Below are 12,426 nucleotides of genomic sequence, written 5' to 3' on the forward strand. Positions count from 1 at the left end.
GTATTCGAGATCGAGCCCCATCGATATCGCCGCAACGTCAGGGAACACGCGATGATTCTGGTTCAAGGATGCGTCCGTCGGGCGGCCCGCAAGGCTGTGCCGAGGACCATATCCATCGCATTGGAGAAGAGATCCTCAAAGCGCCGGTTATGCAAACCGGTCCGCACCTTCACTTGCTGATCGAGCCGGATGCCTACAGCTTGATGGGGTTGATGGCACATCGTCGGACTGCCTACATCTCGTGTGCAGTCTCGACAGTCAAATTCGTCGAACGAGGACGAAAATGACCTGGTTGGCTCAGGCTTGAAGGCAATGCCATCAATGTCTTTGGACTGACTCGCAGTCAGATGATCCCCTCAGCATCCTCGCACGAAACGGCTTGTACTGTTTCCAACTCAAAAACGTTGATCGACCTGAATTTGACGGCGACGCATCCTCCAGGCTCAGGGCATTGCTGCCCCCGATGAATTTCCATCGGCGGCAAGGCAATAAGATGCGCGAACGCAGTGGTCTGGGATCGTTTTTTGATTCCGACGTCGATTTCCTGCAGCTCGATGACGAAGACATTGCTGACCTCGTAGTCGATCACCTACAAGACAGTTCATCATGGCTGACGCGACGCCTGATCGGCGACGCCAATTTCGCTCACGACTTGCTCCGCTACACAGAGGCGCTCTGCGAAGGACGCTCAAGAACTCAACAGACCTCTCTTGGGGTTGCGAGCATGGCCGGCTTTTTCCTTTGCGCCTTGCCGGCTCGCAGCTTGAAGCACGGGGGCGGGAAGATTTCACATGGACCTTTTCGGCCGCCGATCTGATTCAAGCACTGCAGACCCGTAAGGTTGTCCCGAACCTCTTGATGTTCATCGTGACCGCAATGTTGCCAGGCGTGCGCGTCCTTGGCGGAAGTCGGCATACAATTTACTACCCTTTGATGAGATACGTCCTCGGTTCAGCCCTTCGCGCCACCGGTGCGGATCCAAATCTTTTCGCGACTTAGCGAAAGACGTTATACCGGGCGCTTGGGGTCATCGCGTACTATTGGCAGACACGGACACGTTTGCAGAGCTAGAATCGTTGCGGGGAAGGGGTATCTCAATCGCGCTTGAGAAGCGTCGTAACCGTTCATTGGAGGATTCCTGCGGTACTTTGGAAAGTTTTGTAAGTGATCCGATGTGGGCTGATCTTATGGCGGCCATCGCGGATGGCGGCGTGAGTTTGAATGACCCGGAATGGCAATTTTCGTAAAGAGGCTTGCGCGGGGGGCTCCGTCAATTCTAACCCGCGACCGTTAACGGCTACAAGTTTGCACGTGTTGAATGCAGCTTTCGACGCGTAATCGGCGAGCATCAACAAGAGGTCGAATTCGCCCCGGCTTAGGCCGAGCTATCCAAGGAAACCGCGCTAGCCGCAACGGATATTTCGGTCAAGCTGACTGAACTCGTACGATTATCTCATTGGCAAACAACGTACAATTGGCTATACATCCTGTGGGGCAGTACGCGCTGCCCTGGGGCGTGCAAACCCCTACGAGCGGTTGATGCCGGCCGATACGGCATCACACTCCTTGACCTTATGGTCGGGGAGCCTGTGGCGTATGTCCAGGTTCTCCGAACTAAAGGCCTCAGGGCCGTCTCGTACGGTTTGCAACTCCCCGATCAGCGGTTAGCGAGTTTTCAGCGGGGGCGTACCGCGTAAAACTCCTTTATGCGGGGATCCCAAGCAATGCATGATCGAGCAGCAAATGCGTTCGCCAACGGCTTAAGAAGCCAGTCGGTGCGGCATGCAAAAGCGGCCGCGCAGGCGATCCATCCGGTTGATCTACACGTAGGTCAGCAGCTTCGCGTCCGACGGATTCATTCGAATTTATCCCAAGCCGAGCTTGGCCATGAAACGGGCCTGAGCTACCAGCAAATCCAGAAATACGAGACCGGGAAAAATCGCATCAGCGCGTCGATGCTCTACGAGTTCGCAGGCCGGTTGAATGTTCCAGTGTCCCGTTTTTTCGAGGGACTGCCGGAACCGGGCTCAGAACCGACCCACAGCATAGTTGCCGACGTTGACGCCCGCATTGCCTATATTGCAACTGCCGAAGGCCGCCGCTTTGTCGATGAGATCCTGCGGCTTCCGCCGCGCCTACGCACTCGGACCTTCGCTTTGATCCAGATGCTGACGCGCGATGAAGAAGAATGTGGCGATGGCCGCGCTTGAGTGATGGCTGCAAGGATGCATCGTACGCATCCGAATTTCAGTTCTTCATATATATTTTTCCAATGACGCCCCGGCGTTCGACGACTGTGCCAAACGGAGCCGAACGATTGGCAAGATCATCGATGATCTGCTTTCCTGCTTCGCCCTTAGCGGGTCGTGGAACGCGCCAGTGGTGAGAGTCATCGTCGGTCAATCGCTCTTCTGCCCGCAGAACGATTGGCAGAATATCAATGGACTGCAGCAGCCCCGCTTGATCGAATACGCAGGTTGTGACGACGCTCTTCCAGACCTCCGGCGGGCTCCATTCAGTCTCTCCCTCATTTGTGTGGAATATGAAGTTGCCGAGCCCAAAGAAGATTGGCGCTCCTTTATAAAGTTCAATCGGCTGCAGAACCGGAACGCCGTGACAAACGAAAGTGCGTGCGCCGGCATCGATACAGTCATGTGCGAATGCTCTGACCCATTCCGGTACCTCTTGCCAACGCGGCTCCCAATGATGGTGATGGAGGTAGGCGATGACAAAGCACCCGCGCTTTGCTGCAGTGGTGATCGTCGCCAGCTGCATGGAAGCACTCTCTGGATTCACCAGAATCCGGCGATGGTTGGCATCGGCTCGCCGGAAGACAGTCCCGTAGAAATCGATCTCGTTGTCTTGATCGATAATCAAAGGATCATGAGGCTGGGCATAGTTTGCCCGTTCCAGCCTTGTGCTCTGAAATGTCGCCTGGATGGTTTCCAGCATGTCGAATGCCGCTTGGTCCGCTTCGAACAGTCTTGACACCTCTAGCCCGTTTACGCCCGGTCTTGGGGGCCGGCCGAGCCGCGCGTTGTCCGCGTACATGGTCACTGGTCCTGGTCCCGCATCCATGGCGACCAAGGCCACTTGTCTACCGCCGAGCGTCTTGACTCCCGCCAGCGCAGCGTGATCCCTGTCAAGGCCGATCCCGGCATAAAGGAACTTGCGAGCGCGAACCTCCTCAAGCGTCGACAAGATGCCCGGCGGGCCAAGATCAAAAGCATGATTGTTTGCGAGTGCCAATGCATTGAAACCGATTTCCTTCAATGCATCGAGCACACAGGGATCTGAGCAACCAAAGTAGGAGCTCTTCATCGGCCAGCCACCATGACTGCCAAGCACGGTATTTTCAAAATTGGTAAAAGCCACGTTGGCTTGTTTCAGGGTATCGACAATAGTCGCAAAGCCGGGGTCGCATGATTGGCGAATGTCGTGATGAATCAGAGATTGGCCAGTGATAACGACCGTGAAAGGAAAGAACATGGGATTGCCTTTTAGGATTTAGCAAGATTTCGCCAACCGGAACTGGAATGCCAGCGAAGTCGCCGTCGACAACGAGGTAGCCACTTGATCGGCTCATTCCGCCGGTGGCGGAGAAATGTCGATGCCGAACCATTTGACGCTGAGCTCTCTTAACGTGCCGTCCTTGGTGCTGCCGGCGATCGCTTCGTTGAAGGCCGAGACTAGATCGGCATCTTCCTTTCTAATTCCAATGCCGACTCCGGGTCCCCAAAGGCCTCCCGACAACTCGGGACCGTAAAACGCGGCCACGTCTCCATCCTTGCTGTCAAGGAACGTCTTCCACGTGAAATAATCGGCAAGCCCGCCGTCGATGCGGCCCGCAACAAGATCAAGATGTAGGTTTTCCTGCGTATCGTAGCTGCGGATCGTCGCTACCCGGCCGAAGAGTTCGTTGAGGACGGCTTCGGAATTGGACGATCTTAAGACTCCAAGGGTTTTCTTCGCAACGGTCGCGCGAACTTGATCCAGTATCACCTGTTGATCCTTTCCAACGCTTGTCAGGTTGATTTTTGCTTTGGTGTCGGTGGCCGGTAGATCGAGATCCTTACGCATCACCAATTGATTGAAGCCACCCCCATATGGTTGTGAAAACGCGATGGACTTCTTTCGTTTCTCGGTGATCGCCATTCCTGACATGATGGCATCAAATTTACCGACGGTCAGAGCCGGGATGATGCCGTCCCAATCTTGCGCCACAAAGGTGCACTCTACCTTCATACGTCGGCACAACTCATTGCCGACATCGATATCGTATCCAACGAGCTGTCCATTGGCATCGATCGCATCCCATGGGGGAGACGCTCCTTCCGTTGCGATTCTGACGGCCTTGTCGCTGGCATGCGCATTGATCTGGCTCAATGCGAGAACAAGCAGTGAAGCAGTGAACATCGATTTGTTCATGTGTGGTTCCCCATTTTTTCCGGCTGGATTGGATGATCACGTTGGTCGTGCGTATGTGGTGGTTCAGAAGAAGCATCATTGCGAGCAAGGCGCCGCGGCCCGGCAAATTGCCACTGTGCTGGCCTGGCGCGGCCGTGAGGATGCTGCGGCTTGTCAGCGAGCGTTGCGAGCGTCAAATGCGCTTCCAGAGCCTGGAACAACTTCGATATGGCGAAGGTCAAAAGAAGGTAGAAGAGGCCCGCTGCGAGGAAGACCTCGAAAGGAGCGAAAGTATCAGAAACCATTCGGCGCGCGAGGCCAGTGATTTCGAGCAGGGTTACGGTGCTTGCCAAGGAACTCGCCTTCAGCATCCCGATAACCTCGTTTGCGTAAGACGGAAGCACGATGCGGAATGCCAAAGGAAATATGACCAGACGCATCTGCATGGTCCGCGACAAGCCGAGCGCTCGAGCAGCTTCAACGACCCCCGACGGCACAGATTGGATGCCGCCCCGGAACACCTCTGTCGTGTAAGCGGCGCTATTCAAAGAAAAGGCAAGGAGCGCACACCAGAATGGTTCTCGGAGCAGCGGCCAGAATAAGCTTTGGCGGACAAGTTCCAACTGGCCGAGGCCGTAGTAGATGAGAAACAGTTGCACCAGAAGGGGCGTACCGCGGAAAACGTATGTATATGTCAAGACCAGCGCCGACAGGAATATGTTGCGCGATACTCTCAGGAATGCGAGTGGGACTGAGACGACTAACCCGATGACAAGCGAGAGAATTGTTAGAACAAAGGTGAGTAGGACGCCGTCGACGAGCGTGCCAATGCTTTCGAAGATCACGTCGAGGCGCACGTTCTCAGCCCTTCTCGTTGCCGGGAACAAGAAAGCGCCGCTCAAGCAGTCGAAACGATGCAAGAGACAGGCTCGTCAGTGCCAGGTAAAGCGCTGACGCGGCGAGATAGAATGTGAGAGGTGCGCGCATCGATCCTGCGCCGACAAACGCGACGCGCATGATGTCGGTAAGGCCGACGACCGATATCAGCGATGTATCCTTGACAAGCGAGACGCAAAGATTGCCGAAAGCGGGCAGCGCCACACGTATCATCTGCGGCAAAATCACGAGCAACCATGCTTGCCACGGCGACAGGCCGAGAGATGACGCGGCTTCCCATTGCCCAGGTGATATGCTGTTGATCGCTCCACGAAAAATCTCCGCGCAATAGGCGCCGAAGACGACCGTCAGGGCAGCTATACCAGCGCCGAGCGGATTGATTTCAATATAGCGGCCGCTGATAGCGGTGATGACCGCGGTCCCGCCGAAATAGATGACAAGGATCACCAATAGCTCGGGCAAGCCTCGGACGATCGTCGTATAGCCCTGCGCGATAAGCGCCGGAAGACGAAGTTGCGACAATTTGATGATGGCGGTGAATAGGCCGAGGATGGTGCCTAAAGCACCACTTACTGTCGCCACAAGTATGGTCACGTAGAGCCCATGCGTGAACTGGGTGACGAAGGCGGACAAGGCAGTATCCTCTCTTGGTAATTCTATTGCAGTGGACAAAATACACGTCAGATTATGAGAATTTTATTACGTCTATACTGCATATCTACCATAGGTAGTATCCTGTATAGTTATAATCCAAGGTAATATTTGTTCATGTTTGGCAAAATATACTTTGAATCTGCCGCGTCAATCTATAAGGTCCAGATTGTTGTGATAAGGAGAGCTTATAGTGCCCACAGAATGCACCAGCGCACTAAGGGAACGCGTTTTGGCTCCGCACGCAGCAGCACAAGAATCGGTTAATCAGAGCTAAGGAATGGCTGACAAAGCGGGCGTGAAAATTCGTCAACTCCAGATTCTTCGTGAGGTCCTGCGGGCAGGCTCGGAAAGGCTCGCCGCAAAAGTCCTTGGGATCAGCCAGCCCGCCGTGAGCCAGCAAATTAAACAGCTCGAGGCTGAAATCGGTTTTGCGTTATTTTCTCGAGAGAGCAACCGGCTCCTACCTTCAGATCGGGCATGGGAGGTGCTGCGCAGCGTTGATGGAGCACTTCAAGGTGTTGACAGGATCGAAAAGACGCTTGCGTCTTTGCGAAGCGAGGACATGAGAACAATAGGCCTGGCGTCCCCAGTCGCATTCTCCCTTGGGGTCATTCCAAGAGCCATCAAGGCGATCCGCCAAACGCGCAATCGAATTGCGTTTCAGGTAAAATCTGGCAGCTACGAACAAATCGCCGAACACATTCTCAACGGGCGAGCAGATCTGGGAATTTCCCGCCTGCCACTGGACGAGCGAGCTTTTGACTGGACGCCGGTCAGCACGGCGAGGAATGTCTGCCTATTCGAGCAGGGCCATCCGCTGGCAAGCAAAGACCTCATAACGCCACAGGACATCAAGGGCGAGGCTCTAATCGACATCGAGCCACGGTTCTCCGCACACCAGATGAACATCAACGCTCTGCGCTTTCTGGGTGTCGACCCCGACATAGCGGTTGAATATGATGCGAACGGTCACGATGCAGGGTTCGTCGCCGCCGGGATCGGCATATCCGTAACAAACAGCCTCATCGCTAGGGAATATGAGCGGTTTGGGCTGACGTTTCGTCCATTCGAACCGGGGGCAATATATCACTATGTCGTCTTTTGGCAGAAAGGACGTCAACTCAGCAATTCAATGAAGTTGACTTTGAACGAACTGGTTGCTTCATTCGGTTCTCTGCGGTGATGGCGATGGACGAGCAGGTGAGACGCGGGCATTTGTTGTCTTAGATTGCTGGACGGATTTTGCGCAAATTGAATCGCGATCCTTCGGTCCAGTATAACAAGATATTATACGTGCCCGGCGATAACGGTTTTCTCGGTTCAACACATATGCTTGCAGCGCCTTTCCCGCTGCCGATTCTCCTTCTTAGTTCATCCTTCTGGTTTTCGTTGAATTCAAGATTGCTGTGCTGTCCTTGACCGGAATACGATGCAGGTTTGACAAGATCGTAGTTGCTGCGCGGCTGAGCCGATGTCGCACCGGTCTTGATTGGATCAACAGAAAATGGCTTGGACTGGCCAGAGGCGAATCCACCGCCATCGGTCCATTGCCAGCCATCCGAATTACCCGCTGGCACGCGCGGCTGGTTTGCGTCGTATTTGCGGGCAATATCTTGCAACAGCCGCAGCCGAGATTGGTCAAAATCGCGACCGAGCTCAATTTGCCGGAATTTCATGCGGGATAGGTATTTGGCGGTGCCAACCGTATCAGCGTCAGTAGAAAATTATGTGCGGCGATGTTTGATTTGAGGCGAAGAATTTCGGGTGATTGCGAAGAAAATGCATTCATGAAATAAATCCTGCAAACAAGAATATATTCCTATTCTTGTTTGCGATTGTCAATATGGTGATTTGGAATTAGTCCTGCGCTTTTAATGCAAATTTGTCGGTTCCGAGTTTGCCAAGCTGCCTGGTAGCGTCAGTCGTCGCCACTTTCCTCGCAGACGTGATGGGCCATATCGACAAGCATGCCGCTGACGTGCTTATCCGCAAGCTCGTAGAAAATCTGCTTGGCCTGCCGGTTGCCACGCACAAGCCGCGCACCGCGCAATAGCCGCAAATGATGGCTGACCAGCGACTGCGACAGCTCAAGGCTTGTGGCTATGTCGCCGACGGACCTTGGCGCCTCCAGGCAGAAGAACAGGATGCGCAAGCGCGTGGAATCGCCCAGCAGCCGGAACGTTTCCGCAAGGATTGTTGTGTCGGGTTGTGAGGGGATGGCCATCTTGCTCAATGCTTGTGGCCTTCGTGGCGATGGGTGTGGACACCGTGGTCATGGTCGCTATGGTCGTGATCGCTGTGATCATGGTCCCCATGATCGTGGCTGTTCTCATGCTGATCAGTTGAGTTTGTTCCAAGAGAGCAATCGCCGGCGGCCGTATCGGGCCAATCGATGGCGATTGTCGAATGCTCGATGTCGAACTTCTTCACGAGTTCAGCCTCGACCGTCTTGACGAGGAGACGCGGGTCGGTATCTGCCTGTGGCCGCACGTGCAATGTGGCGAGCGCTTTGCCGGACGTGATCATCCACACATGCACGTGCCGGACATTGGCGAGGCCGGGAATGGTCTTCGTCAGATGCTGTTCGATCTCTTCGGGCGACGCGTTTGCTGGCGCGCCTTCAAGCAAGATATGCATCGAGTTGCGCAAAAGCGCCCAGGCGCTGCGCAGGATCAGCAGGCAGACGAAAATCGACAGGATGGGATCGATCGGCGTCCAATCCGTGTAATAAATGACGATGGCGGCGATGATCGTGCCCACCGACCCGAGCAGGTCGCCCAGCACGTGCAATACGGCGCCCTTGATATTGACATGCTCGCTATCGCCGCGTGTCAGGATCCAGAACACCGCCATATTGATGAGCAGCCCGATCGTCGCCACGATAAGCATCGGACCGGCCAGAATTTCACCAGGATTGCGAAACCGATCGACAGCCTCGATGGTGATCCAGATCAAAATGGCAAACAGAGCGATCGCATTCATCAGCCCGGCGATGACTTCAAAACGCAAATAGCCGAACGTGCGCCGCTTATCGGCTGCGCGCTTGCCAAAGTGAAATGCTGCATAAGCCAGAGCCAGGGCAGCGGCATCGGTTACCATGTGTCCCGCATCGGCAATCAGAGCCAGCGAGCCGGACAGAAGTCCGCCAATGACCTCGACGATCATAAAGACAAAGGTGATGAAGAAGGCGATCAGCACTTTGCGCTGATTGTCGGCCGTGATCTTCGGCGCGTGATCGTGACCCTCATGCGAATGCGACATGGCTTGCCCTTTTTCAACAAACATATCGATACTTGTTCATATGTATGCTGTCAGCCGAGGCATGTCAATTCGATCCACCGGCGCCAGAGCCGGTGGATCGCGAGCAAGACGCGCGTTTATGCGGCGAGGCAGGTCTCGATCTCGTCAAGCTCAACGTGACCAAGGAATTGGCCGGTCGTAATGGCCGGCTGACCGTCCTCGATAGCATGGGCAAAGATCACAGCCTTGTCTGCCTCGAGCTTTTGCAGATAGCCATGGAGTCCCGGATACTCACGCTTCAAATCGAAAAGCTGCAAGTCTTCTCCCCAGCGCGCTATCCCGATGAGATAGGCGTCGGCGATTGTCTTGCTGTCGCCGGCAAGCCATTGGCGATCGGCGAGATGCGATTGCAGATAGGCGTAACCTTCAACCGCCTTTTCCCGGGCTAGATCACGCAGCATCTTGATTGCCGGGTCGCCATCCTTCAGTTTGAAGGCCGTCCAGGCAGGCGCGAATGCCGAGTGAAAGCTCGTATGCAGATAGGCGAGCATCTGGTTGAGCCGGTCGTGCGCTTCGGTCCCCTGTGCAAAGCCCAGTTTGCGGTTCAGATCGCGCGCCGCAATGTTTTGCAGGATGGCGAAGCTCTCACTGAGCGGCTTGCCGTCCTCCAGAAGCAATGTCGGCGTTTGCTGCTTGCTGTTGACGCGTGCGTAGATGTTGCTTTTTGCCTTTGCCAGCATGTCGATCCGGCTGAGGCAATAAGGCTGTCCCAGCCATTCCAGCGCAACAATTGATCCGAATGAGCAGCCATGCGGCACGCCATAAAACAGTACAGGTTCCATTTCAACTTCCCTGATTTTGAGTTCACGAACCGCGGTGAAATGGAACATGGCGACAGCGGTTACTATTGTAAAGAAGGCACAAAAATGTCATGATGGTACAAATTTTATACCAACATTCCAAATGGTTGGATGAAAAATGAAAGATACGGTTTCACACTGCCCGGTTGAGAATGCCATGCTCGTATTGGCCGGACGCTGGCGCATCCTTTTGATCTATTATCTGCTGGAGGGCACGAAGCGGTTCAGCGACTTGCGGCGCGACATGCCGAAGATTTCGCAGCGTATGTTGACGCTCGATTTGCGTGCGTTGGAGGAAGCGGGCTACGTCCGCCGGACCGTCTACCCCGAGGTTCCGGTTCGCGTTGAATACACTCTCACCGAAGAAGGGTTGCACCTCCGCGCACTGGTCGACGTGCTCGGAGAATGCGGTGAGCGTCTGACCAGACATCGCGAGGCAAAGGCAGCCTGATCCTCTTCCCGGAACACAATCCCACGTGACACGATTGGCCTGATCGGCTAAGCGATGGCATCTCCCGGGCTTGGGGTAATACCACCCGTCTTCTGAAAGGATCGGCATGACCGACATGGTACATTTGCAGCGTCTCGACGCATTGATGGATCGTTATGATGTGCTTCTGTGCGATGTCTGGGGCGTATTGCACAATGGCGTCAATTCGTTCGCGGCAGCATCCAATGCCTTGTCACGTGCGCGACAGGCCGGTCTGACAATCGTTCTCATCACCAATGCCCCCCGCCCATTCGCTGGCGTCGCTCAGCAAATACACTCGCTGGGCGTGCCGGAATCGTCCTATGATCGCATTGTTACGTCGGGTGACGTGACGCGTGATCTGATCCGCAATGCGCCGCGCCGCGTCTTCCATCTAGGACCGGAGCGCGACGAAACGCTCTATGAAGGTCTCGATATCGAACTCGTTGAGGAGCGCGAGGCGGACGTCGTTGTCTGCACCGGCTTCTTCGACGATGAAACGGAAACACCTGAAGATTATGCAGAAATGCTGACGCGTCTTCGCTCGCGTAATCTGCCGTTCATCTGCGCCAATCCGGACATTGTCGTCGAGCGCGGCGACCGGCTGATCTGGTGTGCTGGCGCACTTGCGCGGGACTATGGTCAGCTTGGCGGTCGCACATTGATCGCCGGCAAGCCGCACCGTCCGATCTATGAGGCGGCAGTCGCTGCCGCTGAGGAGGCGCGTGGCAAGCCGGTTGATCATTCGCGTGTTCTCGCCATCGGCGACGGCATGTTGACCGATATCAAGGGTGCCGATCTTTTCGGTATCGATGCTCTCTATATCTCCGGGGGCATTCATGCGGGCGACTATGTGATGGGCGGTGTCCATGATCTTGAGAAACTGCTGGCCTTTCTCGATAAGCATGGCAGTAATCCAGTTGCTACCATGCCTGCATTGGCCTGAGGTTCCATATGCCGATCCTGCGTCTGACTGATCCGTCCCATCTGCCCGAGCACCTCAAGGGCGCTGTTGTGGCAATCGGTAATTTCGATGGCGTGCATCGGGGTCATCAGGCCGTGCTTGAACGTGCACTGGAAGCCGCTTATGCAGCAGGTAAACCCTCACTTGTGCTGACGTTCGAACCGCATCCGCGCAGTGTCTTCGTGCCCGACCAGCCCGTTGACCGGCTGACGCCCGCTGCCGAAAAGGCGTTGATACTGGAAGCGCTCGGCTTTGATGCAGTGGTGGAGTGTCATTTCACCCGCGAGTTTTCGCAACTGACCGCGGATGTCTTTGTCGATCAGATTCTGGTTGGTGGCTTGGCCGCCAGCCGCATCGTCACCGGCTTTGACTTTCATTTCGGAAAGAACCGTCAGGGCGGACCAGCCTTCCTGATGGACGCCGGCGAGAAACGCGGTTTCCACGTCACTCTTGTCGATGCCTTCCGCGATGAGGGCGGCCAGGCGATATCGTCGAGCCGCATCCGCGAGCTTTTCGGCGAAGGCGAGGTGGTGGAAGCCGCTGGTCTCCTTGGTTATCGCCACCGGATTAGGGCCGAGGTCATTGCCGGCAAGCAGCTGGGCCGTACCATCGGCTTTCCGACAGCCAATATGGTTCTGCCGCCCGAAACACATCTGAAGCATGGCATATATGCGGTACGCTTCCGCCGCGCCGACGGCATGCTCTACAATGGCGTTGCAAGCTTTGGTCGCAGGCCTACCGTCGATACGAACGGCAAGCCTTTGCTCGAAACCTATGTCTTCGACTTCAGCGGCAACCTCTACGGTGAGAGCTGCGCGGTATCGTTCTTTGGGTATTTGCGCGGCGAAGAAAAGTTTGATGGCCTCGAGCCGATGATGCAGCAGATAAGGCGCGACGAGGAAGAAGCGCGGGCGCTCCTGCAGGGGGTGAAGCCG

General features: G+C 55.4%; 14 protein-coding genes and 1 pseudogene. 6 read left to right on the plus strand and 9 right to left on the minus strand.

What is annotated here, in order from left to right; genetic code table 11:
- Positions 1 to 287, plus strand: a pseudogene (locus tag AAAC48_RS09915) (hypothetical protein); the annotation flags it as partial.
- A gap of 56 nt (positions 288 to 343) precedes the next feature.
- Here AAAC48_RS09915 and AAAC48_RS09920 read toward each other — a convergent pair.
- Positions 344 to 589, minus strand: coding sequence for a hypothetical protein (locus AAAC48_RS09920; RefSeq protein ID WP_340654022.1), 246 nt, complete (start codon positions 587 to 589; stop codon positions 344 to 346).
- 1,135 nt (positions 590 to 1,724) lie between these two features.
- Between AAAC48_RS09920 and AAAC48_RS09925 the strand changes: the two genes are divergently transcribed.
- Positions 1,725 to 2,210 carry a helix-turn-helix transcriptional regulator gene (locus AAAC48_RS09925; protein WP_340654023.1) on the plus strand — a complete coding sequence of 162 codons (486 nt, stop codon included), beginning with the start codon at positions 1,725 to 1,727 and terminating at the stop codon, positions 2,208 to 2,210.
- 37 nt (positions 2,211 to 2,247) lie between these two features.
- On the opposite strand, the gene AAAC48_RS09930 is transcribed toward AAAC48_RS09925, so the two are convergent.
- The 4 genes from AAAC48_RS09930 to AAAC48_RS09945 all read right to left on the minus strand — a co-directional run bounded on the left by AAAC48_RS09930 (position 2,248) and on the right by AAAC48_RS09945 (position 5,937).
- Positions 2,248 to 3,489 (minus strand): CapA family protein, encoded by a 1,242-nt coding sequence (locus AAAC48_RS09930; protein WP_340654024.1) that lies wholly within the window; start codon positions 3,487 to 3,489, stop codon positions 2,248 to 2,250.
- Between the two features lie 93 nt (positions 3,490 to 3,582).
- Positions 3,583 to 4,428: a transporter substrate-binding domain-containing protein gene (locus AAAC48_RS09935; RefSeq protein WP_340654025.1), complete on the minus strand. Its 846-nt coding sequence runs from the start codon at positions 4,426 to 4,428 to the stop codon at positions 3,583 to 3,585.
- Complete coding sequence (locus AAAC48_RS09940) at positions 4,425 to 5,264, minus strand: ABC transporter permease (RefSeq protein WP_340654026.1); 840 nt, start codon at positions 5,262 to 5,264, stop codon at positions 4,425 to 4,427. The genes AAAC48_RS09935 and AAAC48_RS09940 overlap by 4 nt, the downstream gene beginning before the upstream one ends.
- A gap of 4 nt (positions 5,265 to 5,268) precedes the next feature.
- Positions 5,269 to 5,937, minus strand: coding sequence for an ABC transporter permease subunit (locus AAAC48_RS09945; RefSeq protein ID WP_340654027.1), 669 nt, complete (start codon positions 5,935 to 5,937; stop codon positions 5,269 to 5,271).
- Positions 5,938 to 6,235: 298 nt separating this feature from the next.
- Here AAAC48_RS09945 and AAAC48_RS09950 point away from each other — a divergent pair, with 298 nt between their 5' ends.
- Entirely contained in the window at positions 6,236 to 7,141 is a 906-nt protein-coding gene (locus AAAC48_RS09950; RefSeq protein WP_340654028.1) for a LysR family transcriptional regulator, read from the plus strand.
- Between the two features lie 40 nt (positions 7,142 to 7,181).
- Here the strand turns inward: AAAC48_RS09950 and AAAC48_RS09955 are convergent, their stop codons facing one another.
- The 4 genes from AAAC48_RS09955 to AAAC48_RS09970 form a co-directional block, all read right to left on the minus strand.
- Positions 7,182 to 7,634 (minus strand): hypothetical protein, encoded by a 453-nt coding sequence (locus AAAC48_RS09955; protein ID WP_340654029.1) that lies wholly within the window; start codon positions 7,632 to 7,634, stop codon positions 7,182 to 7,184.
- Between the two features lie 242 nt (positions 7,635 to 7,876).
- Positions 7,877 to 8,182, minus strand: coding sequence for a metalloregulator ArsR/SmtB family transcription factor (locus tag AAAC48_RS09960; RefSeq protein ID WP_340654034.1), 306 nt, complete (start codon positions 8,180 to 8,182; stop codon positions 7,877 to 7,879).
- A gap of 5 nt (positions 8,183 to 8,187) precedes the next feature.
- Complete coding sequence (locus tag AAAC48_RS09965; protein WP_340654030.1) at positions 8,188 to 9,219, minus strand: cation diffusion facilitator family transporter; 1,032 nt, start codon at positions 9,217 to 9,219, stop codon at positions 8,188 to 8,190.
- A 116-nt stretch (positions 9,220 to 9,335) separates the two neighbouring features.
- On the minus strand, positions 9,336 to 10,040 hold the full coding sequence (locus AAAC48_RS09970; RefSeq protein WP_340654031.1) for a glutathione binding-like protein: 705 nt from the start codon (positions 10,038 to 10,040) through the stop codon (positions 9,336 to 9,338).
- A gap of 136 nt (positions 10,041 to 10,176) precedes the next feature.
- Between AAAC48_RS09970 and AAAC48_RS09975 the strand changes: the two genes are divergently transcribed.
- The 3 genes from AAAC48_RS09975 to AAAC48_RS09985 all read left to right on the plus strand — a co-directional run.
- Entirely contained in the window at positions 10,177 to 10,509 is a 333-nt protein-coding gene (locus AAAC48_RS09975) for a helix-turn-helix domain-containing protein (protein ID WP_340654032.1), read from the plus strand.
- 115 nt (positions 10,510 to 10,624) lie between these two features.
- Complete coding sequence (locus tag AAAC48_RS09980; protein WP_340654035.1) at positions 10,625 to 11,473, plus strand: TIGR01459 family HAD-type hydrolase; 849 nt, start codon at positions 10,625 to 10,627, stop codon at positions 11,471 to 11,473.
- A gap of 8 nt (positions 11,474 to 11,481) precedes the next feature.
- Positions 11,482 to 12,426: bifunctional riboflavin kinase/FAD synthetase (locus AAAC48_RS09985; RefSeq protein WP_340654033.1), on the plus strand; the 945-nt coding region annotated here is incomplete at its 3' end.

The organism is Phyllobacterium sp. (genome assembly GCF_037994405.1).
Lineage (GTDB): Bacteria > Pseudomonadota > Alphaproteobacteria > Rhizobiales > Rhizobiaceae > Phyllobacterium.

Excerpts from the sequence above, each read along its gene's own strand:
- AAAC48_RS09925 (WP_340654023.1), top strand. The coding sequence starts at position 1,725 with ATGCATGATCGAGCAGCAAATGCGTTCGCCAACGGCTTAAGAAGCCAG.
- AAAC48_RS09930 (WP_340654024.1), bottom strand. The coding sequence starts at position 3,489 with ATGTTCTTTCCTTTCACGGTCGTTATCACTGGCCAATCTCTGATTCAT.
- AAAC48_RS09935 (WP_340654025.1), bottom strand. The coding sequence starts at position 4,428 with ATGAACAAATCGATGTTCACTGCTTCACTGCTTGTTCTCGCATTGAGC.
- AAAC48_RS09950 (WP_340654028.1), top strand. The coding sequence starts at position 6,236 with ATGGCTGACAAAGCGGGCGTGAAAATTCGTCAACTCCAGATTCTTCGT.
- AAAC48_RS09955 (WP_340654029.1), bottom strand. The coding sequence starts at position 7,634 with ATGAAATTCCGGCAAATTGAGCTCGGTCGCGATTTTGACCAATCTCGG.
- AAAC48_RS09960 (WP_340654034.1), bottom strand. The coding sequence starts at position 8,182 with ATGGCCATCCCCTCACAACCCGACACAACAATCCTTGCGGAAACGTTC.
- AAAC48_RS09965 (WP_340654030.1), bottom strand. The coding sequence starts at position 9,219 with ATGTCGCATTCGCATGAGGGTCACGATCACGCGCCGAAGATCACGGCC.
- AAAC48_RS09970 (WP_340654031.1), bottom strand. The coding sequence starts at position 10,040 with ATGGAACCTGTACTGTTTTATGGCGTGCCGCATGGCTGCTCATTCGGA.
- AAAC48_RS09975 (WP_340654032.1), top strand. The coding sequence starts at position 10,177 with ATGAAAGATACGGTTTCACACTGCCCGGTTGAGAATGCCATGCTCGTA.
- AAAC48_RS09980 (WP_340654035.1), top strand. The coding sequence starts at position 10,625 with ATGGTACATTTGCAGCGTCTCGACGCATTGATGGATCGTTATGATGTG.